At 72.4% G+C, this 19,488-nt stretch carries 17 protein-coding genes; 8 read left to right on the forward strand and 9 right to left on the reverse strand.

All coding sequences use genetic code 11. From position 1 onward, the window contains the following. The first annotated feature begins 257 nt into the window (after window positions 1-257). Window positions 258-839 carry a sigma-70 family RNA polymerase sigma factor gene (locus M2163_RS23230; protein WP_280850891.1) on the forward strand — a complete coding sequence of 194 codons (582 nt, stop codon included), beginning with the start codon at window positions 258-260 and terminating at the stop codon, window positions 837-839. Next, complete coding sequence (locus M2163_RS23235) at window positions 836-2,131, forward strand: zf-HC2 domain-containing protein (protein WP_280850890.1); 1,296 nt, start codon at window positions 836-838, stop codon at window positions 2,129-2,131. The genes M2163_RS23230 and M2163_RS23235 overlap by 4 nt, the downstream gene beginning before the upstream one ends. A 169-nt stretch (window positions 2,132-2,300) precedes the next feature. On the opposite strand, the gene purU is transcribed toward M2163_RS23235, so the two are convergent. Continuing rightward, window positions 2,301-3,182: a formyltetrahydrofolate deformylase gene (gene purU, locus M2163_RS23240; protein ID WP_280850889.1), complete on the reverse strand. Its 882-nt coding sequence runs from the start codon at window positions 3,180-3,182 to the stop codon at window positions 2,301-2,303. Window positions 3,183-3,228: 46 nt separating this feature from the next. Continuing rightward, the gene (locus M2163_RS23245; RefSeq protein ID WP_125195486.1) at window positions 3,229-3,729 is read right to left on the reverse strand and encodes a hypothetical protein; all 501 of its coding nucleotides are present in this window, start codon (window positions 3,727-3,729) and stop codon (window positions 3,229-3,231) included. A gap of 118 nt (window positions 3,730-3,847) precedes the next feature. Here M2163_RS23245 and M2163_RS23250 point away from each other — a divergent pair, with 118 nt between their 5' ends. Further along, window positions 3,848-5,194 carry an ABC transporter substrate-binding protein gene (locus M2163_RS23250; protein WP_280894911.1) on the forward strand — a complete coding sequence of 449 codons (1,347 nt, stop codon included), beginning with the start codon at window positions 3,848-3,850 and terminating at the stop codon, window positions 5,192-5,194. A gap of 36 nt (window positions 5,195-5,230) precedes the next feature. Here the strand turns inward: M2163_RS23250 and M2163_RS23255 are convergent, their stop codons facing one another. Together M2163_RS23255 and M2163_RS23260 are read right to left on the reverse strand one after the other, a co-directional pair. Further along, on the reverse strand, window positions 5,231-7,024 hold the full coding sequence (locus M2163_RS23255; protein WP_280894912.1) for a hypothetical protein: 1,794 nt from the start codon (window positions 7,022-7,024) through the stop codon (window positions 5,231-5,233). Window positions 7,025-7,194: 170 nt separating this feature from the next. Continuing rightward, complete coding sequence (locus tag M2163_RS23260; protein ID WP_280850886.1) at window positions 7,195-8,580, reverse strand: transcriptional regulator; 1,386 nt, start codon at window positions 8,578-8,580, stop codon at window positions 7,195-7,197. Window positions 8,581-8,863: 283 nt separating this feature from the next. On the opposite strand from M2163_RS23260, the gene M2163_RS23265 reads away from it, so the two are divergent. Genes M2163_RS23265 through M2163_RS23275 form a run of 3 tightly spaced genes read left to right on the forward strand, consistent with a single transcriptional unit; the run spans window position 8,864 to window position 11,919 of the window. Next, window positions 8,864-9,526 (forward strand): bifunctional DNA primase/polymerase, encoded by a 663-nt coding sequence (locus M2163_RS23265; protein ID WP_280894913.1) that lies wholly within the window; start codon window positions 8,864-8,866, stop codon window positions 9,524-9,526. Between the two features lie 36 nt (window positions 9,527-9,562). After that, complete coding sequence (locus M2163_RS23270) at window positions 9,563-10,333, forward strand: ABC transporter ATP-binding protein (protein ID WP_280850884.1); 771 nt, start codon at window positions 9,563-9,565, stop codon at window positions 10,331-10,333. Next, window positions 10,330-11,919 (forward strand): transporter, encoded by a 1,590-nt coding sequence (locus M2163_RS23275; RefSeq protein WP_280894914.1) that lies wholly within the window; start codon window positions 10,330-10,332, stop codon window positions 11,917-11,919. Before M2163_RS23270 ends, M2163_RS23275 begins: the two co-directional genes overlap by 4 nt. A 218-nt stretch (window positions 11,920-12,137) precedes the next feature. Here the strand turns inward: M2163_RS23275 and M2163_RS23280 are convergent, their stop codons facing one another. Beyond that, window positions 12,138-13,049 carry an alpha/beta hydrolase gene (locus tag M2163_RS23280; RefSeq protein WP_280850882.1) on the reverse strand — a complete coding sequence of 304 codons (912 nt, stop codon included), beginning with the start codon at window positions 13,047-13,049 and terminating at the stop codon, window positions 12,138-12,140. A gap of 466 nt (window positions 13,050-13,515) precedes the next feature. Beyond that, window positions 13,516-14,208: a metal-dependent transcriptional regulator gene (locus M2163_RS23285; RefSeq protein WP_053848992.1), complete on the reverse strand. Its 693-nt coding sequence runs from the start codon at window positions 14,206-14,208 to the stop codon at window positions 13,516-13,518. A gap of 207 nt (window positions 14,209-14,415) precedes the next feature. Here M2163_RS23285 and M2163_RS23290 point away from each other — a divergent pair, with 207 nt between their 5' ends. Continuing rightward, complete coding sequence (locus M2163_RS23290) at window positions 14,416-15,192, forward strand: SIS domain-containing protein (protein ID WP_280894915.1); 777 nt, start codon at window positions 14,416-14,418, stop codon at window positions 15,190-15,192. Between the two features lie 13 nt (window positions 15,193-15,205). On the opposite strand, the gene M2163_RS23295 is transcribed toward M2163_RS23290, so the two are convergent. From M2163_RS23295 to pdxH, 3 genes are all read right to left on the reverse strand, one after another. Further along, window positions 15,206-16,591, reverse strand: a complete 1,386-nt coding sequence (locus M2163_RS23295; RefSeq protein WP_280894916.1) for a PAS domain-containing protein — start codon at window positions 16,589-16,591, stop codon at window positions 15,206-15,208. A gap of 121 nt (window positions 16,592-16,712) precedes the next feature. Continuing rightward, window positions 16,713-17,171, reverse strand: coding sequence for a GNAT family N-acetyltransferase (locus M2163_RS23300; protein WP_280850879.1), 459 nt, complete (start codon window positions 17,169-17,171; stop codon window positions 16,713-16,715). A gap of 353 nt (window positions 17,172-17,524) precedes the next feature. Further along, window positions 17,525-18,154, reverse strand: coding sequence for a pyridoxamine 5'-phosphate oxidase (gene pdxH, locus M2163_RS23305; RefSeq protein WP_280897299.1), 630 nt, complete (start codon window positions 18,152-18,154; stop codon window positions 17,525-17,527). Between the two features lie 169 nt (window positions 18,155-18,323). On the opposite strand from pdxH, the gene M2163_RS23310 reads away from it, so the two are divergent. Beyond that, complete coding sequence (locus tag M2163_RS23310; RefSeq protein WP_280850878.1) at window positions 18,324-19,436, forward strand: citrate synthase 2; 1,113 nt, start codon at window positions 18,324-18,326, stop codon at window positions 19,434-19,436. The last annotated feature ends 52 nt before the right edge of the window (window positions 19,437-19,488 follow it).

Genomic DNA, 19,488 nt, shown 5'->3' on the forward strand with positions numbered 1-19,488 from the left:
TGCCCAGCGGCCGTTCCCTGAAACACAGACCGAGAAACGGAAACCGTTCGAAAGAGGCTTGTTTTAGTCGACTTCGATCCTGTTCGATCGTGTCTGATCAATGAGTGAAGGGGTAGGGGAACCTCCACTACCACCTGAGGCTCCTCAGGGGGCGCGCATTGGAACAAAGGGGCGTGCGCTGCCGGAGGTGCCGACTACATTCGAGGAGACGGTCGGCGCAGGCTTGACCCGGACACTTCCAGGGGTGAGGGGGCCGCATGGCGAAGAAGGACGCACCGCCCCGATGGGACCGCAAGATGCAGCAGCGGCTGGCGCGCGGTGAGGCGGCCGCCCTCGGCGAGCTCTACGACCGTTTCGCTTCACTCGTGCACGGCCTCGCCCACCGTGTGCTCGGGGACGAGCGGGCCGCCGACGGCATCACCCGGGACGTCTTCGCCCACGTCTGGGAGCACCCCGAGACCTACGACCCCAAACAGGGCCCGCTGCGCTCCTGGGTCGCGGGCCTGACCCACCGCCTGGCCGTGCAGCGGCTGCGCGCCACCGAGACCGCCGCCCTCGCCCGGGCCGGCGAGGGCTCCGCCGAGGAACTGGAGCGCAGGGTACGCCACGCCTCGGTGGCCGCCCGCGCCGACTACATCGTCCAGTCCATGCCCACCCCGCTGCGGGCCGCCCTGGAGCTCGCCTACTTCCAGCGCCGCGACTACCGCCAGGCCGCCGCCGACCTCAGCATCACCGAGGACGAGGCCCGCCGCCGCCTCCGCCTGGGCCTCCAGCTCCTGTCCACGGCCCACGACACCGGAGCGCCCGGCGCGCCGCCGGGATACGGGGGCGCGGCATGAGCGGAGCGGACGGTTTCGAGGCGTACGACGAGAAGGACGGCCCCGAGGACCGGGGGACGGGGCCCAAGGACACGGGACCGGGCGGCGCGGGCCACCCGCCGCGCATACCGCTGCCCCGCGCCTCCGTCGAGGACACCGGCCGGCCGCTGCCCGCACTGGAGGAGCCGGCGGCCGCTCCCCTGATCCTGGAGCACCGCGTGCTGAAGTCGCTGCTCGGGGCGTGGGCGCTGGCCGCGTGCTCCGCCGAGGAGACGGCCGCCGTGGAGGACCACCTCGGCGAGTGCGGCACCTGCGCCGAGGAGGCGCTGCGGCTGCGCGGCGCGGTGGGCCTGCTCCAGCGGCCGGAGAGCCTCGACCTGGACCCCGGCCTGCGCACCCGCGTCCTCGACGGCTGCCTCGACCGGCGCCCGCCGCGCATCCCGATCCCCGGCTGGGCCACGCCGTACGACGCCGAGACCGCCCGGCTGGACGCACTGCTCCAGGACTTCGGCGACGCCGAGTGGCACGCCCCGGTCAGGCTGCGCTGGTTCGACGCCGACGAGGCCACGAGCCGCCGGACGACGGTCGCCGGGGTCATGGCCCACCTGCTGTCGGTCGACGGGCTCGTCGCGGTCGCCCTGGGCCTGGACGACCCGCTGGGCGAGGCCTTCGCGGACGCGCCCACGCCGTCCGGCCGCACCGAGGCGTACTGGCGCGCCTCGCACTTCCCGCCGACCCGCTCGGTGCGGACCCCCTGGCGCGAGCAGAGCCACGACCTCGTCCGCACGGTGTCCTTCACCGGCGGCACCGCCGGCCGGCTGGAGGTGGCCTACGGCGACTTCGCGCTGCCCCTCCACGACGCGATGCTGGACCGCGCCTTCGAGTGCTGGGTCCACGCCGAGGACATCGCGGAGGCGGTCGACTACCCCTACGACCCCCCGTCCCCCCGCCACCTCAACCGCATGATCGACCTGGCGGCGCGGATGCTGCCCGCGGTCCTGGCGGAACGGCGGCGGAAGGGGCTGACGTCACCGGGCCCCGGACGGCACCTCGTGAGCGCCGGAGGCCCCGGCCGCACCCTGCGCCTGGAGATCGAGGGTCTCGGCGGCGGCGAGTGGCTGGTCCCCCTCGACTCCCCGGCGGCGGTCGGTTCGGCGGAGCACGAGGTGGCGCATGTGGCGCTGGACGGCGTGGAGTTCTGCCAGTTGGCGGCGGGCCACGTGTCTCCTGCGGAGGCTGCGGCGGGGCAGGTGGGTGACCGTGAGGCGATCAGGGACGTGCTGTTCGCCGCGGCGAGCCTGAGCCGCATGTAGGTGGGGGCGGTCCGGGGTTCGTGGGCGGCTGCGGGTGATCGGTGGTTGCTCGCGCAGTTCCCCGCGCCCCTTGAGTAGGTGCACTGGACGTGCCTTCAGAGGCGCGGGGAACTGCGCGACCAGCCCCCACCGGCCCGCAGCCGCCCGACGCACGGAACCCCCCGCACTCCTAGGCGAACACCACCGTCCGCCGCCCGTTCAGCAGGATCCGCCGCTCCGCATGCCACTTCACGGCCCGCGCCAGCGCCTGGCACTCCACGTCCCGCCCGATCGCCACGAGCTGGTCCGGCGTCACGTCGTGTCCCACCCGCTCGACCTCCTGCTCGATGATCGGCCCCTCGTCGAGGTCGGCGGTCACATAGTGCGCCGTGGCCCCGATCAGCTTGACCCCCCGGGCATGAGCCTGGTGATACGGCTTCGCGCCCTTGAAGCTCGGCAGGAACGAGTGGTGGATGTTGATGATCCGCCCGCTGAGCTCCTTGCACAGGTCGTCGGAGAGCACCTGCATGTACCGGGCCAGCACGACGAGTTCGACGTCCTGCTCCCGGACCAGTTCGAGGAGTCGCGCCTCCGCCTCGGCCTTGGTCTCCCGCGTCACCGGAATGTGGTGGAAGGGAATGTCGTACGACCCCACGAGCTCGGCGAAGTCGGTGTGGTTGGAGACCACGGCGGCGATCTCGACGGGGAGGGCGCCGATGCGCGCGCGGAAGAGCAGGTCGTTCAGGCAGTGCCCGAACTTGCTGACCATCAGCACGACCCGCATCCGGTCCTCGGCCCGGTTGATCTGCCAGTCCATGTGGAAGGAGTCACCGATCGCCGCGAACGACGCCCGCAGCTTGTCCACCGTCACCGGGGCCTCGGCCGAGAAGTGGACGCGCATGAAGAACAGGCCCGTGTCGTGGTCGCCGAACTGCTGGCTGTCCTCGATGTTGCAGCCGGTCATGAAGAGGTAGCTCGACACGGCGTGCACGATGCCCTGCTTGTCGGGGCAGGACAGGGTCAGGACGTACTGGTCGGCCAGGGCCTCGGCTCGGGGGGACTGCGCGTTCATGCAGGACAGGGTCGCATATCCGGCGCGGCGGCAGGCACCGCGTCCGTCACGCGGACCGGGTCATGATCTGCAGCACCTGGAGCGTGCGCGGCGGTGCGTCCGGGTCCTCCCCGTCGGCCACCGCCATCCGCACGTGCGCGTCCCGCGCCGCCCGCACCGCGTCCGGCCACCCCGGGTTCTCCATGTACACGGAGACGGGGGCGTCCGGGCCGACCTGGTGCATGATCCGCAGCACCCGCAGCACGGCGGTGTCGACGAGGGCCGCCTCCTGGGAGTCCCGGAAGATCGTGCCGACGTACTTCTCGGCGGACCAGTTGTCCAGCCAGGTGTCCTCGACGAGGCGGTACACGGCGTCGGTGACGTCCCCGTACCCCTCGACACCGGCCAGCCAGACGTTCTGCTGGAAGGCGGGGTCGGAGAGCATGTGCAGCGCGGAGCGCACATTGCTGCGCCAGCGCCACCACGGCATGTCGTTCAGTGGCATGCCGCCCATGGTGGAGGAGCGACGGCCGCGACGGGAAGAGTTCTCCGAACCTTGCACGGTCACCGATCGTACGTTCTTCCCCCATACGTGCCGCACAGGCCCTCGCTGTTCACCTTTACGTCACCTCGCATATACCGAGGGTCACTTCCGAGTTGGCGATGTGGCGGAAGCGTGTGTGCCCATGACCGGCAGGCGACGCATCCGCAGCACCTTCCTCCTCCCGCACCACCGGCCCGTCAGAGCCACCGCCCTCGCGGCGGGGGCCCTGGCGGCGTGTGCCTCCCTCGTCGCCGGCTGCGGGGTCGTCCCCGGTACCACGGGGGGTTCCGGGGACGACACGATCAAGGTCATGACCTGGGCCCCGTCGGACACCAAGGCGACCAACAAGCCCGGCATGCCCGCCTTCGCCCGGGCCTACGCCCGCTGGATCAACTCCAGGGGCGGCATCAACGGCCGCAAGCTCACCGTCCTGACCTGCAACGACCACAACGACGGCGTGGCCGCGGCGCAGTGCGCCCGGCGCGCGGTCAGGGAGAACGTCGTCGCGGTCGTCGGCTCCTACAGCCAGTACGCGGACTCCTTCTTCCCGCCGCTGGAGGGCGCGGGCATCCCCTACATCGGCGGCTACGGCGTCACCAACGACGAGTTCACCAGCCCGCTGTCCTACCCCGTCAACGGCGGCCAGCCCACCCTGCTGGCAGGTCTCGGCAAGGAGCTCGCCGCGGTCTGCGGCAACGTCACCCTCGTACGGCCCGACACCATCGTGGGCGACGAGCTGCCCGTCCTGCTGGACTCCGGGCTGACCACCGGCGGGCACCGGGCCGCGAGCGACGTGCGGGCGGCCGACGACGCCACCGAGTACTCGGCACAGTCGACGAAGGCGCTCGTCAGCTCGACGTCCGGCGTCGCGGGCTCCGGCGTGAAAGGCGCGAAGGAGGGGTGCGTGGTGCCCGCGCTCGGCGACCGCACCAGCACCTTCATGGACTCCTTCCGGCGCGCCCGCGAGGAGTACCCGGCCGTGCGCACCGCCATGGCGATGGGCAGCGTCGACCAGACGGTGATCGACGCGTCCGGCGGGGGCTCGGGGCCCTACGAGGGGTCGTACATCACCGGCTGGTACCCGGTGGAGAGCGACGCCCGCTGGAACGCGATGAAGAAGGTCATCAACGCCGAGGCCTTCGGTGACAACCGCATCGACTCGGCCGACGCGGGCGTGCAGACCACCTGGATCGCCTACACCGTGTTCAAGAAGGCCGTGGAGTCGCTCGGCGGCGGCGAGGTGTCCGCCGACAGCGTGCGCGGCGCCCTCAACGACGGCCTCAAGGTCCCCACCGGCGGTCTGACGCCGACCCTCCGGTGGACCACCCGGGACACCTGGAGCACCGCCGACGACCTCGCCACGGTCGGCTTCCCGCGCATGGTGAACGCCCATGTGACGCTCCAGGTCGTGCGCCAGGGCCAGCTCGTGGCGGCCCGCAAGGGCTTCACCGACGTGACGAGGACCCTCCAGAACGCGGACGTCGACTGACCCGCGGGGGACGCCCCTGCGTCCCCCGCGGCCCGCTCACAGCTGGGTGGCCGTCCGCTCGGTCAGGCTGTACTTCTTGGCGATCGCGTTCCACAGCCGGGCCGCCCGGGCCTTCTCGGTGCTGGCGGTGCCGCTGTCCCGGTTGCCGGCCTGGGTCTGGCCCGTGATGCGGGCCTGGCCCTTCTTGCAGCCCTTCTTGCCGGCCGCCTGGTCGGCCCAGGACGCGTAGTGGTTGTCGGCGGACGCGGAGGCCTGCCAGGCCTTGGTGAGGGCCTCGGTCAGCTCGGCGTGGGCGGGCAGCCGGTCGACGGAGAGCTCCTTGAGCCGGGTCACCAGGCCGGTGCGCTGGGTCGCCGCGGCCCGCAGGTCCGCGGCCGCCTGGCCGAGGTTCTTGCAGGACTTCACGTTCGCCACCGCGCTGATCACCGAGGAGCGGCTGGTGCCGCTGTCCGCGAGCAGCTTGTCCAGCTCGACGGCCTGCGCCTTCGCCGGATCGGCGGCCGGCGAGGAGGAGCCGCCGGTCGCCGGGGCCGTCGCCGACACGGTCTGGTTCTTGTCGCCGCCGTCGCCGCCCCCGCCGCCGGCGAGCAGCGCGCCCGCGCCGATGCCGAGCACGACGATGCCGATGCCCACGGCCACGAGGACCGGCACCCGCGACCGCCCGCCCCGGTCACCGTCGTCGTAGTGGTCGCCGCCGTGCGGGGTGTACGGCGGCTGGGGTGCGCCGTAGGACGGCTGCTGAGCCCCGTACGACGGCTGCTGGGCCCCGTACGCGGGCGGTACGGCCTCGGGCTGGGTGAAGCGCGGCATCTGCTGCGTGGACGCGGCACCGCCGTCACCGCCGGGGCCGCCGCGGAAGAGGTTGTCGAAGTCGGAGGGCGGCTGCCGCTCCCCTCCGTAGGGCGCGCCGGGGGCCTGTCCGGGCACCGGCGCGATGAACTGCGTGGCCTCGGCGTCGGGGCCGGAGGCCGCGTTCTGGGGGGTCTGCGCGCCATAGGGGGACTGCGGGTAGTGCGCCGCCTCGGCGGACACCTCGGGCGGCAGCGCGCCGGGGCGAACGGGCGGGAGGAACTGCGTGGCGCCCTCAGGGGCGGCGGGGCCCGCCACGACCGGCGGGATGAACTGGGTGGCGCCCTCGTCGGCGGGCGGCAGGGGCGCGGAGGCGGGTGTGCCGGAGGCCGACGGGAGGGGCCGGCCCACCGGCGGCAGGTAGTAGGAGGTGGGCTCGTCTGTGTTGGGGCCCGGCGTGGCCTGCTGCTGCGGTGCGCCCGTCCCGTGAGCCTCGTAGGGCGCGACCTGGCCCTGCTGCGGGGGCAGCGGCTGGGACTGGGGCTGCGGCTGGGGGGCCGGTTGACCGACGGGCGGCAGGTAGTAGGACGTCGGCTCGTTGGTGTCGTACGCCGGCGCGGGCTGCGGCTGGGCGTGGGCCTGAGCCTGAGCCTGGGACGGTATGCCGCCGGGCTGCTGGGGCGTCCCCCAGGTCTGTGCGGTCGGCTGCGACCACTCCTGGGGCTGCGGCTGCTGGGCCTGCGGCTGCGGCTGGCCCTGCTGCTGCCCGGGGCCCCACGCGTTGCCCCACGCCTGGCCGCCGGGCGGCTGGCCGTAGCCCGCGTCGGCGGCCGGGCGGGGCGGCTGCGCGGAGCCGCCGTAACCGCCCTGCTCCGACGGTCCGCCGTAATGGCCCTGCTGCGGAGGGCCGTAGCCGGGCTGCGGACCGCCGTATCCGCCCGTCTGTCCCGGCAGCAGGGGTTCCCCGCCGTCGGAGGGCAGCACGATGCCTTCGCGCGCTTCGCGCGCCGAGGGCTGCTCGCCCTGTCCACTCTGCGTCACCGGGACTCCTACTTATGGGGGAACTTCGGAATCGTCGGCTCACGCTACCGGGTCCTCCGAGCCCGGTGCCACGTAGCACAGGACGTGACCTGCGTCCCTGTGACCGCAGTAACAAGTCCCGGGAGATCACGTGACGGTTCCGGGCCCGTATCCGCTCCGTATGTCCTCCTTTACGCGGCCGCCTGAAGGTCCAGCCGGGCCCCGAACTCCCTTACGACGGGCTCGTCCCGGAACGGTTCCAGGCGCTGCTGGAAGTCGTCGAGGTACTCCGCGCCCCGGTTGGAACGCAGGGTCTCCAGCAACTCCACCGCCTTCAGGCCGGTGTTGCAGGCCTGTTCGACCTCGCGCTGCTGCACCTGCGCGGAGGCGAGCAGGACCAGGCCGATGGCCCGCCGGCGCGCCTTGTTCTCCGGGAGCCCGTCCAGGGACTCCTGCGCGCACCGCGCCGCCGCGTCGGCCTGGCCGAGGTCGCGGTGGCAGTGGGCCAACTCGTCGGCCAGATAGGCCTCGTTGAAGTGCGTGATCCACGCCGGGTCGTCGCCGGAGGACGGGTCCGCCGCCTCCAGGGCGCGCACCGCCCGCCCGGACGCCGCCTGGGTGGCCCGGACATCGCCCATGAGGGCATGCCCACGCGCCTCCGCCGCGTGGAACATCGCCTCCGCGCGCGGTGTCACCCGACCCCGCGCCCCTTCCTGCGCCGCCCGCGCCAACTGGGCGATCTCCCGCGGGTTCCCGAGCTGCGCGGCGAGGTGGCTCATGGACGCGGCGAGCACATAGCCGCCGTATCCGCGGTCACCCGCCGCCTGCGCGAGCCGCAGGGCCTGGATGTAGTACCGCTGGGCCAGGCCGGGTTGCCCGGTGTCGATCGCCATGTACCCGGCGAGCTCGGTCAACCGTGCGACCGCGGCGAACAGTTCACGCCCCGTCGCCTCCCGGTACGACCCCGCGAGCAGTCCGGAGACCACGCTGTTGAGGTAGTGCACGACGACCGGGCGCACATGCCCGCTGCCGTACTGGTGGTCGAGGTCGACGAGCGCCTGGGTCATCGCGCGCACGGCGGCCACGTCGGACTGCCCCACGCGCGGGCCCGCCTGACGGGCGACCTGCGAGTCGGGCGAGGAGATCAGCCAGTCCCGGCTCGGCTCGACCAGCGCGGACGCGGCGACCGAGGAGCCGGACAGGAAGTCCCGGCGGCCCACGTCGCTGCGCCACAGCTCACACACCTGCTCGATGGCGCCCAGTACCGTCGGCGAGAACTGGAGCCCGACGCCGGAGGCGAGGTTCTTGCCGTTGGCCATGCCGATCTCGTCGATCGTGACCGTCCGGCCGAGTTTGCGCCCGAGGGCCTCCGCGATGATCGCGGGCGCCCGGCCCCGCGGCTGCTGTCCGCGCAGCCAACGGGCCACGGACGTCTTGTCGTAGCGCAGGTCGAGGCCGTGCTCGGCGCCGCACATGTTGACCCGGCGGGCCAGCCCGGCGTTCGAGCACCCCGCCTCCTGGATGAGCGCCTGCAGCCGTTCGTTCGGCTGCCGCGCGACGAGAGGCCTTGCGGCCATGGCGTACCCCCTTGGCTGCGGTGCCTGCCCACGCACCGAGTTGACGTGTCTTCCACCGAAAAGTTCCGGCCGTGAAGATCAATGCCCCACCAACGTGTCGAAAATGCGAGGCATGCGAGGATTGCCGGGGTAAAGACTCGTACCGACCCCACACGTGGTTACCCAGCCCACGCCGAGGTTCCTCCTCTGCGCCCCCACACATGCATCCATGCGCCCCAGATGCGGAATCGATGCGCTTCCCCCGCGCGCGGTACGGCCGTAACCCGAGGTGGGCCGGGGAGTTGTGTTCAGCGTGGAAGAGACGATCGCGGGTACCGAAGCCGCTCAGATTCCGAAGCAGCGCGGGGAATCGCTGCTGGAGACAGCCGTACGCTACGCCGAGGAGCGCCACTGGGACGTCTTCCCCGGCACCTGGCTGGAAGCCGTCGACGGGGTGCAGCGATGCTCCTGCGGTGACCCCGCGTGCGCCGCCCCCGGGGCACACCCCGCGCGCGAGGACTGGGCGACGCAGGCCACCGGCAGTGCGACGGTCGCGCGCCGGATGTGGCAGAAGCAGCCGGCAGCCTCGATCCTGCTGCCCACCGGGCGGACCTTCGACGCGATCTCCGTCCCGGAGACGGCGGGATTCCTGGCGCTGGCGCGGATGGAGCGGATGGAGCTGACGCTGGGGCCCGTGACGTTGACGCCGGACCGCCGGATGCAGTTCTTCGTGCTGCCCGGGGCGTCGGTGAAGGTGCCGGAACTGGTCCGGAAGCTGGGCTGGACCCCGTCGTCGCTGGACCTGGTGGCGTTGGGGGAAGGGGCGTACGTCGCGGGTCCCCCCACCCGGTACGGGTCCAGCGGTGCCGTGCAGTGGGCCTGCCGTCCGACGCCCGCGAACCGCTGGCTGCCGGACGCGGAGGAGCTGATCTCGCCCCTCGCCTACGCGTGCGGCCGGGATCGGTGACGGACCCGGTGCACCGCGCCCCTAGGGTTGGCGTCCATGACGTCGGCTGTGAGTGTGCGCGGGCTCTGGAAGCGGTTCGGACAGCAGGTCGCTGTCGCGGGGATCGACCTGGAGCTTCCCGCGGGGAAGTTCATCGGACTGGTGGGCCCCAACGGGGCCGGGAAGACCACGACCCTCTCCATGGTGACCGGGCTGCTGCGGCCCGATCAGGGGTCCGTCTCCGTGGTCGGGCACGACGTGTGGCGGGATCCCGTCGAGGTGAAGTCCCGGATCGGCGTCCTGCCCGAGGGGCTGCGGTTGTTCGAGCGGCTCTCGGGGCGTGAGCTGCTCGCCTACTCCGGACGGCTGCGGGGGCTGCCCGGCGGCGAGGTCGACCGGCGGGCCGCCCAGCTGCTGGACGTGCTCGATCTGGCGGGCGCCCAGCACAAGCTGGTCGTCGACTACTCGACCGGGATGCGGAAGAAGATCGGGCTGGCGGCCGCCCTGCTCCACAACCCCGAAGTGCTCTTCCTCGACGAGCCGTTCGAGGGCGTCGATCCCGTCTCCGCGCAGACCATCCGGGGCGTGCTGGAGCGGTACACCGCCTCCGGCGCCACCGTCGTCTTCTCCTCGCACGTGATGGAGCTCGTGGAGTCGCTGTGCGACTGGGTGGCCGTCATGGCCGCCGGCCGGATCCGGGCCCACGGTCCGCTCGACGAAGTGCGCGGCGACGCGCCCTCGTTGCAGCGCGCCTTCCTCGAACTCGTGGGCGCGCAGGGGCAGGACGCCGGGGCGAACCTCGACTGGCTGGGCGGCGGGGCCCGATGACCGCGGACCTCACCCCGGTCGTCGTACGGCTGAAGCTGTCGCTGCTGCGGAACGGGCTGCGGCGGTCCGGCGGGCGACGGGCCGCGTACATCGCCTCGGCCGTGGCCGTGCTGCTCTTCTCCGCCCTCCAGCTGCTCGGTCTCATCGCACTGCGCGGCAACGAGCACGCCGGCTCGGTCGTCGTCCCGCTGGTCGCCGTGCTGGCGGTCGGGTGGGCCGTGATGCCGCTGTTCTTCCCCGGCGGCGACGAGACCCTCGACCCCACCCGTCTGGTGATGCTGCCGCTGCGGCCCCGGCCCCTGGTGCGGGCGCTGCTCGTGGCCTCGCTGGTCGGCATCGGGCCGGTGTTCACCCTCTGCCTGCTCGTCGGGTCCGTCGTCGCGGTCGCGCACGGGGCGGTGGCGTACGTCTTCTCGGTGCTCGGTGTCGTGCTGGCGCTGCTGGTCTGCGTGGCGCTCGCGCGGGCCGTCGCCGTCGCCAACATCCGGCTGCTGTCCAGCCGCAGGGGCCGCGACCTTGCGGTGCTGAGCGGACTCGTCATCGCCGTCGGCGCCCAGGTCGTGAACTTCGGTGCGCAGCAGCTCGGTTCGGGCGGCCTCGGACAGCTGGACGGCCCGACGGAGGTGCTGAAGTGGGTGCCGCCCGCTTCGGCGATCGGGGCGGCCGATTCGGCGAGTACGGGGTCGTACGGCATCGCCTTCCTGCAACTCGCCCTGTCCGCCGTGGCGTTGACCGGCCTGCTCGCCCTCTGGTCCCGTCACCTGACCCGGCTGATGACCTCCCCGGACGGCTCCACGCTCCCCTCCGCCGAGGGGGCGGCCCGGGAGCGGAACTCGACGGGGCTCGCCCGGCTGCTGCCGGCCGGGCGCACCGGCACCGTGATGGAACGCAGCCTGCGCTATGTGTGGCGCGACCCCAAGACCAAGGCCGCGTGGGTGACATCGCTGGCCATCGGGCTGATCGTGCCGGTGTTCAACGCGGTGCAGGGCACGGGCTCCATCTACTTCGCGTGCTTCGCCGCGGGCATGCTCGGCGTGCAGATGTACAACCAGTTCGGGCAGGACACCTCCGCGTTCTGGATGGTCGCGATGACGATCTCCTCCCCTCGGGACGCCTACGTCGAACTGCGCGCGCGTGCACTGGCGTTGCTGGTGATCACGCTGCCGTACGCCACGCTCGTCACCGTCCTCACGACCGCGCTGATCGGCGACTGGCCCCAGCTGCCCGAGGTGCTCGGGGTATCCTTCGCCCTGCTCGGGGCGATGCTGGCCACCGGGGCGTGGACGTCGGCGCGCTTCCCCTACTCGATCCCGCAGGAGGGCTACAAGAACGTGGCCCCGGGCCAGTCCGGCCTCGCCGCGGCCGCCGTCGTCGGCGGCATGGTCTCGGCCGCCCTGCTGTGCGCCCCCGTGATCGCCCTGACGGTCTGGGCCAACCTCAGCGCGGACGGCGACGAGTGGAGCTGGGTCCTGCTCCCGGTCGGCACGGTGTACGGAGCCTGCGTGACTCTGGCGGGCCTACGGCTCGCCGCCCCCCGCACGGCCCGCCGACTGCCGGAGATCCTGATGGCGGTCAGCAAGGGCTGACGTGCCCCTGACGGGGCGCGCGGCTGAGTCATGCGAGCGAACTGTCGGTGGCGGGCGCACACGTCGACGAGGGAAGGCCACCTCGACGGAGGCAAGGGGGATGCTGGAGCCACCGGCAGCAGACTCGCCCCACCCTGAGGGCAGTCGTGGTGACACCTGATCGAGTCGTGGTGACGGCACTCCCCTCGCCCCGCGAGCCACGGCGGTGGACGTGCGCCTCAGTCGCCGGGTCCCTCGGGCTGGTCGCCCAGGCCGTCCAGGAAGGGCTCTATCGCCGCCCTCCAGGCCTCCGGCTGGTCGTAGTGGACCAGGTGGCCGGCGTCGGCCACCTCGGCGTACTCGCCGCGGGGCAGGACGCGGACCATCTCCTGGGCCTCGGCCCGGCCCAGTTCGCCGTCGAGGCCGCGGACGACCAGGGCGGGGCACCTGACCTGGGTCAGTTCCTCCCAGTGGGCGTCGTAGACCCAGGTCTCGCGGGACGACAGCATCTGCTCGGGGTCGAAGACGGGGCGCCAGCCGTCGGGGGACTCGGCCATCACCTCGGCGTAGAACTCACCGCGCGCCGGGTTGGGCCGCTCCACCCAGGGATCGTCCTCGCCGAACCACTTGCGGACGTCGGCCAGTGTGGCGAAGGGGACGGGCCAGGCCTTGAACCACTCGCCCCACTCCCGCTGCGAGGCGGCGCCGAGGGCGGAGGCCCGCATGTCGCAGATGATCACTCCGCGGACCAGGTCGGGCCGGCGGGCGGCGAGCTGCCAGGCGGTCAGGGCGCCCATCGCGTGTCCGATGAGGACGACCGGGGCGAGGTCCAGCTGTTCGAGGGCGGCTTCCGCGTCCTCGACGTACGCGTCACGGGTGAAGGCGGCCCGAGGGGGTTTTTCGCTCTGGCCGTGACCCCGCTGGTCGAGTGCGACGGCCCGGTAGCGCTCGGAGAGCCAGCGGGCGGTGGACGCCCAGTGCGAGGCACGGCCCATCAGGCCGTGGAGTAACAGCACTCCGGGTGATCGTTTCTCCGGGGAGTGCGGGCTCTCCCTGACCGGGTTCGCCGGATCGGTCTTGGGAGGGTCACCGAACTCCCAGGCCGCGAGACGTACGCCGCCCGCCCCGGTCACGTCGATGCGCCGCGCCATTGGCACCCCCCTAGCTCCCCGGACCCCTGTGCCTGCCCTGTCTGTCGCTTTCCTGCCGTACACCCTGTAGCGCACATCCCCCGCGCCCCGTCACCCGCGGACCACCGAATTTATCGAATGGACATTCGAAAATCGGGCCTCACGGGGTAACACCCCTCATTCGAGTGACCCCCCTCAAGGAATGATCGCCGCCGCCGAGGGGAGACCTTCAGCGGGAGGCGGACCGCTCGGGGACATCGGTCCGAGGGGAATGACCCTGGGAGCTCGGGGCTCCGGGTCAGCACAGGGGAGGACAGGCCCCGGCACCGGAAGGCGCCGGGGCCATCCCCACGTCCACGGCACATCCGCCCGCCCCCTCAGGTCATATGCCTCACGCGACAGCCTTGCACGGGGAGCGTCGAAGCGCTGCGATTCCGCACAGTGGATCTCGGATCGACGGGACCGGTCGGCGCCCCTCCCGCCGGCCTCAGCGCTTGGCGACGAACACGTGCGAGGCGACGTCCGACTCCAGCTCCGCGGCCTCGCCGCCGCTGCCCACCAGCACCCCGCCGGCCGACTCCGTCACGCTCACCACCGAACCGGGCTGCACACCCGCCCGCCGCAGCGTGTACATCAGCTGGGCGTCCGTCTGGATGGGCTCGCCGATACGGCGCACGACGACCGTCTTGCCGTCGAGACCCGGGTCCAGCTCGGCCAGCGACACCATGCCCTCGTCCAGGAAGGGGTGCGGGCCGTCCTTCTCGCCCAGCTCCTCCAGCCCCGGGATGGGGTTGCCGTACGGCGACTCGGTGGGGTGGCGCAGCAGCTCGAGGACCCGGCGCTCCACCGCCTCGCTCATCACGTGCTCCCAGCGACACGCCTCCGCGTGGACCTGCTCCCACTCCAGGCCGATCACGTCGACGAGCAGGCACTCCGCGAGCCGGTGCTTGCGCATCACGCGCGTGGCCAGCCGCCGGCCCTCGTCCGTCAGCTCCAGGTGGCGGTCGGTGGCGACGGACACCAGTCCGTCGCGCTCCATCCGCGCCACGGTCTGGCTGACCGTCGGCCCGCTCTGGTCGAGTCGCTCGGCGATCCGGGCACGCATCGGGACCACACCTTCCTCCTCCAGCTCGAGGATGGTGCGGAGATACATCTCCGTGGTGTCGATCAGTCCGGACATACGTGCCCCTTGATGAGATCTGCCGGAAGCACGACAGCTTCCCGGCTCGTGCGCTGGCCCTGACGTCAATTCTGCCGGATGCCACTGACAAGCGTGCCGCGCCGTTGAAACCGGACGGTTACGAGCAGGCGCGCGGCCGTATTGACATCCCACTGGTCCAGACCGCACGGTGATCCGCGACACGGCGACGGAAGGGTTGGACGACGCATGGGCGAGACGGGCTCCGCGAGCGCTGACGGCAAGCTGTCCGGACAGTTCCTCGACGCCGCGATCGGGCTGCTGCAACGGGTCCGCGACGAGGAGGCCGGGTCCGTCGCGGCGGCCGGTGAGCTCCTCGCCGACACCGTGGCCTCGGGTGGCCGGCTCTTCGCCTTCGGCGCCGGGCACTCCTCGCTCGCCGCGCAGGACCTCGTCTACCGGGCCGGCGGACTCGCCCTGATGAACCTGCTGACGGTGCCGGGGGTCGTGGGTGTCGACGTCATGCCGGCCACCCTGGGCTCCGCCCTGGAGCGCGTGGACGGTCTCGCGGGCGCGGTCCTGGACTGCTCGCCGCTCCGTGCGGGCGACGCCCTGGTGATCATCTCCCTCTCCGGCCGCAACGCGCTCCCCGTGGAGATGGCCCAGGGCGCGCGGGCCCGGGGCGTGAAGGTCATCGGGGTCACGTCGGTCGCCTACACCCGGGAGACCAGGCCCCGGCACAGTTCGGGCACCTTCCTCAAGGACCACTGCGACCTCGTCCTCGACTCCAAGATCGCCCCGGGCGACGCGGAGCTCTCCCTGGACACCGTCGCGGCTCCCTTCGCCCCGGCCTCCACGGTCGTGACCTCGGCGCTGCTCCAGGCCGTGATGGCGACGGCGGCGGGCGCGCTGGCGGAGCGGGGCATCGAGCCACCGCTGCTGCGCTCGGGCAACGTGGACGGCGGACTGGAGTGGAACGACCGGGTGTTCGAGGAGTACGGGGACCGGATCTTCTACCGGCGGTAGACACCTGCGCCCGCTACGCCCGCCCCACGACCCCGCCCAGGTCCAGCGCGGCGGCGATGCGCACCGCCACGTCCTCCGCGTACACCGCGTCGCCCCGCTCGAACTGTCCCCTGCCGGAGCCCCGCAGGAACGTCACGACTCCGAGCGTGCGGCCCCGGCTGCGCAGCACCGCGCACAACGCGTGCACCACGTCCGGGGGCCACTGGCGGGCCTCGGCCCACTCGCGGGCCCGCTCCCCCGGCACCGACCCGACACTCGCCCGTACCGACCCCGCCCGCTCCACGCACTGCAACGCCGGATGCCCCTCCGGGTACAGCACGGGCAGCCCGGCCGCGCCCGGCGCCTGCAGACTCGGCCCCGGTGCCCCGGAGGGCGTCGCGGCGACCCGTACGAGACGGACCGGGCCGGTCTCCTCGCCGTCGGCCACCGCGCCCCCGGCCACCCGGTCGATCAGGGCGTGATCGGCGAAGCCGGCGAGGGCGAAGTCCAGGTGGACGACGGCGGCCTCGGCCGGGTCCTCGCACTCCGCGGCCGCCCGGGCCGCCCGGTGCAGCTGGTTGGTGCGGAACCTCAGCAGCGAGGCCTCCTGTTCGCTCTGCTTGGCCTCGGTGACGTCCTGGAACAGCCAGCCGACGCCCAGCGGCACCGGCTCCTCCGCGAGCGGCGAGGCCAGCCGTACGAAGCCGCAGCGCCAGCAGCGCCGCTTCTCGCCGTCCGGTGTCCGCACCCCGACCCAGATCTCGGCCGGCGCCGGCGGCGCGCCCTCGGCCAGCACATGGGTCAGCGCGCTCTCCAGCTCCTCCACGCCCTGCGCGAGCAGTTCCCCGAGGGGCCGCCCCAGCACGGACGTGCGCCCGACGCCCAGCGACCGGGCCGCGTGCGCGTTGACCACGGCGGGCCGCAGATCGGCGTCGACCAGCACCACACCCCAGGAGGCGTCCTCGAACAGGGCCTCGCTGAGCGCGATCGAGCGTTCCAGGTCGATCTGGGTGTGGACCTCGCTGAAGGCGCAGTACACCCCGGCCGGCTTTCCGTCGGGCCCGCGCACGGCCGCGGACTGGGTGCGGACGAGGACCCGGCCGCCGTCCTTGGTCAGCAGCGCGAACTCGTGGACCTGTCGGCCGGGCGCCTGCATGGCGGACATCAGCCGCCCCTCGACCTCCTCGGCGTCCGCGGGGCGTACGGCCCATCCGGCGAACCCGTGCCGTCCCACGGCCTCGGCCGCGGTCCATCCGAGGATGCGCTCGGCCTCACGGTTCCAGTGGGTGACGACGCCGTCCGCGTCGAAGGCACACAGTGCCGCGTCCATGCCGTCCAGCAGCGCGGCGAGCAGATCCGAACCGCCGGGACCGTCCGGCCCCAGCTCGTCGGTGGTCCCACTACGCCGGGAAGCACTCACCTGGACCCCCTGCCGGCTGCTTCACTCACTGACAATCATTGAACTCGAACGTGACGCAGCACACACCGGGTTCCCGCAAGATTGAAGGAATCGTTGTACGCCGGAAACGCCTCGAATCCCCTCATACGGCTTCCCCGTCCGGCTCCAGCCGCAGGTCGATCCACTCGTCGCTCCCGCCGTCCAGCACATACCGGTCGACCTCGACGAACCCGCGTGCCCGCGCGAACCGCGTCCCGTCCCCATTGACGGCCAGCACGCATGTCTCGATCACCCGGGCGCCGAGCTCGCGCGCATGATCAAGACCCTTCTCGTAGAGAGCCGTTCCGAAACCCCGTCCGCGGTAATCGGGCAGCACGCGCGCGATGACGGTCGCCACGGCGTCCTCCCCGTGCGGCGGGCGGACGGTCGAGCAGCCCACGAGTACGTCCCCGAGGTAGGCGTTCTCCAGCCGGTAGCGCCGGACCCGCTCGCGTACGTCCTCGGCGCTCATGGCGGCCGGCGGAACGATCACGTTGTGCACGTGCCGCCACTCCTCGGCCATGTCGTCGCCCACGACGGGTTCGATCCGCAGCTCAGTCATGGCCGCACGCTAGGTGATCGTTCCGGGCCCGTCCATCGCCCCCGGAAGACCTCCGGTGCGGTCCCGCGAAAAAAGGGGTTGAACCGGAGGGGGCGGGCTTCTTAGGGTTCAGGTACTTCGGAAAGGAGGTGGTTCGGCAGATGTATTCATACCGGACGGAAGAGGTGGCTGCGGGCTAGGGCCCGTCACCCACCGAGTGCGGTGCCGGACCGGCGTGCACGCGTTGCACGCAGCCGGCCAATCCAACGCAGTCACCCGACCCGCGAGCTCGCCGGTAACGTCCGGCCGGCTCCCCCGCCCCAGGCGGAGGGACCCAGAGCTCGCGGGTCGCCTGCGTTCCGGGGCCCCGGGGCTCAGGGGCTCAGCCGCTCCACCCGCCAGCTCCCGTTCGCCTGCGCCACGTAGCGCAGCCGGTCGTGCAGGCGGTTCTCCCGGCCCTGCCAGAACTCCACCGTCTCCGGTGCCACCCGGAAGCCGCCCCAGTGCGGGGGCACCGGTACCTGTTCGCCCTCGGGGTAGCGGGCGGCGAGATCCGCGTAGGCCGTGTCGACCTGCTCGCGGCTCTCGATCACCGAGGACTGCGCGCTGGCCCAGGCGCCGAGCTGGGAGCCGTGCGGGCGGGTGCGGAAGTAGGCGGCGGTCTCGTCGCGGCCGGTGCGGCGGGCGAGGCCGGTGACGATCACCTGGCGGGCCATGGGGTGCCAGGGGAACAGCAGGCAGACGTACGGGTTGGCGGCGAGGTCCCTGCCCTTGCGGGAGTCGTAGTTCGTGTAGAAGACGAAGCCCTGTTCGTCGAACTGCTTGAGCAGGACCGTGCGGGAGCTGGGGCGGCCCTCGGCGTCGGCGGTGGAGACGACCATGGCGTTCGGCTCGAAGAGGTGGGCCTCGCTGGCCGCCTGCTTGAACCAGCGCGCGAACTGCTCGACGGGCGTGGCGGCCAGGTCGGTCTCGGTGAGACCCTCCGCCCGGTACTGCCGGCGCATGGCGGCGGGGTCCGGGAAGACGGCGTGTGCGGCGTCGGTCACGTCGTCATCTTGCCGTACGGATCGCCTCCGCACGGACGGTGGCACTGAGTGCCGCTTGCTCTCCCCAAAGGTGGCACCCGGGGATATCGTGGCGTCATCCGTCGTACATCTCACGAGGAGCCGCCTCATGTCCGACCTCGACCCCGGGTTTGTCCCAGGCCTCGAAGGCGTCGTCGCGTTCGAGACGGAGATCGCCGAACCGGACAAGGAAGGCGGCGCGCTGCGGTACCGGGGCGTCGACATCGAGGATCTGGTCGGCCATGTCTCGTTCGGCAACGTGTGGGGACTCCTGGTCGACGGCGCCTTCAATCCCGGTCTGCCGCCCGCCGAGCCGTTCCCGATCCCGGTGCACTCCGGGGACATCCGCGTGGACGTCCAGTCGGCGCTGGCCATGCTCGCGCCGGTGTGGGGGCTCAAACCGCTGCTGGACATCGATGCCGGGCAGGCGCGTGCCGACCTCGCCCGGGCCGCCGTGATGGCGCTGTCCTACGTCGCCCAGTCCGCCCGCGGGCAGGGGCGGCCGATGGTGCCGCAGCGGGAGATCGACAAGGCGCAGTCCGTCGTCGAGCGGTTCATGATCCGCTGGCGTGGGGAGCCGGACCCCAAGCACGTGGCCGCCGTGGACGCGTACTGGACGTCGGCCGCGGAGCACGGGATGAACGCGTCGACGTTCACCGCGCGCGTGATCGCCTCCACGGGGGCGGATGTCGCCGCCGCGCTGTCGGGTGCCGTGGGTGCCATGTCCGGACCGCTGCACGGCGGGGCGCCGTCCCGGGTGCTCGGGATGATCGAGGAGATCGAGCGGACCGGGGACGCCGAGGCGTACGTCAGGCAGGCGCTGGACCGCGGTGAGCGGCTGATGGGGTTCGGGCACCGGGTGTACCGGGCCGAGGACCCGCGCGCGCGGGTGCTGCGTCGAACGGCGCGTGAGCTGGGGGCGCCTCGGTTCGAGGTGGCCGAGGCGCTGGAGAAGGCGGCGCTGGCGGAGTTGCACGCGCGGCGGCCGGACCGGGTGCTGGCCACGAACGTGGAGTTCTGGGCGGCGATCGTCCTCGACTTCGCGGAGGTGCCGGCGCACATGTTCACGTCGATGTTCACGTGCGCGCGGACCGCCGGGTGGTCGGCGCACATTCTTGAGCAGAAGCGGACGGGGCGGCTGGTGCGGCCGTCGGCGCGGTATGTGGGACCGGGCTCGCGGAGTCCTCGGGACATCGAGGGGTACGGGAGCATCGCCCACTGACACGGGTGCCTGTGGGACGTGGGCGACTGCGGGTCCGTCGTGGCTGGTCGCG

The organism is Streptomyces sp. SAI-135, from assembly GCF_029893805.1.
Lineage (GTDB): Bacteria > Actinomycetota > Actinomycetes > Streptomycetales > Streptomycetaceae > Streptomyces.

Excerpts from the sequence above, each read along its gene's own strand:
- M2163_RS23230 (WP_280850891.1), top strand. The coding sequence starts at position 258 with ATGGCGAAGAAGGACGCACCGCCCCGATGGGACCGCAAGATGCAGCAG.
- M2163_RS23235 (WP_280850890.1), top strand. The coding sequence starts at position 836 with ATGAGCGGAGCGGACGGTTTCGAGGCGTACGACGAGAAGGACGGCCCC.
- purU (WP_280850889.1), bottom strand. The coding sequence starts at position 3,182 with ATGAACGCGCAGTCCCCCCGAGCCGAGGCCCTGGCCGACCAGTACGTC.
- M2163_RS23250 (WP_280894911.1), top strand. The coding sequence starts at position 3,848 with ATGACCGGCAGGCGACGCATCCGCAGCACCTTCCTCCTCCCGCACCAC.
- M2163_RS23260 (WP_280850886.1), bottom strand. The coding sequence starts at position 8,580 with ATGGCCGCAAGGCCTCTCGTCGCGCGGCAGCCGAACGAACGGCTGCAG.
- M2163_RS23270 (WP_280850884.1), top strand. The coding sequence starts at position 9,563 with ATGACGTCGGCTGTGAGTGTGCGCGGGCTCTGGAAGCGGTTCGGACAG.
- M2163_RS23275 (WP_280894914.1), top strand. The coding sequence starts at position 10,330 with ATGACCGCGGACCTCACCCCGGTCGTCGTACGGCTGAAGCTGTCGCTG.
- M2163_RS23280 (WP_280850882.1), bottom strand. The coding sequence starts at position 13,049 with ATGGCGCGGCGCATCGACGTGACCGGGGCGGGCGGCGTACGTCTCGCG.
- M2163_RS23285 (WP_053848992.1), bottom strand. The coding sequence starts at position 14,208 with ATGTCCGGACTGATCGACACCACGGAGATGTATCTCCGCACCATCCTC.
- M2163_RS23290 (WP_280894915.1), top strand. The coding sequence starts at position 14,416 with ATGGGCGAGACGGGCTCCGCGAGCGCTGACGGCAAGCTGTCCGGACAG.
- M2163_RS23300 (WP_280850879.1), bottom strand. The coding sequence starts at position 17,171 with ATGACTGAGCTGCGGATCGAACCCGTCGTGGGCGACGACATGGCCGAG.
- pdxH (WP_280897299.1), bottom strand. The coding sequence starts at position 18,154 with ATGCGCCGGCAGTACCGGGCGGAGGGTCTCACCGAGACCGACCTGGCC.
- M2163_RS23310 (WP_280850878.1), top strand. The coding sequence starts at position 18,324 with ATGTCCGACCTCGACCCCGGGTTTGTCCCAGGCCTCGAAGGCGTCGTC.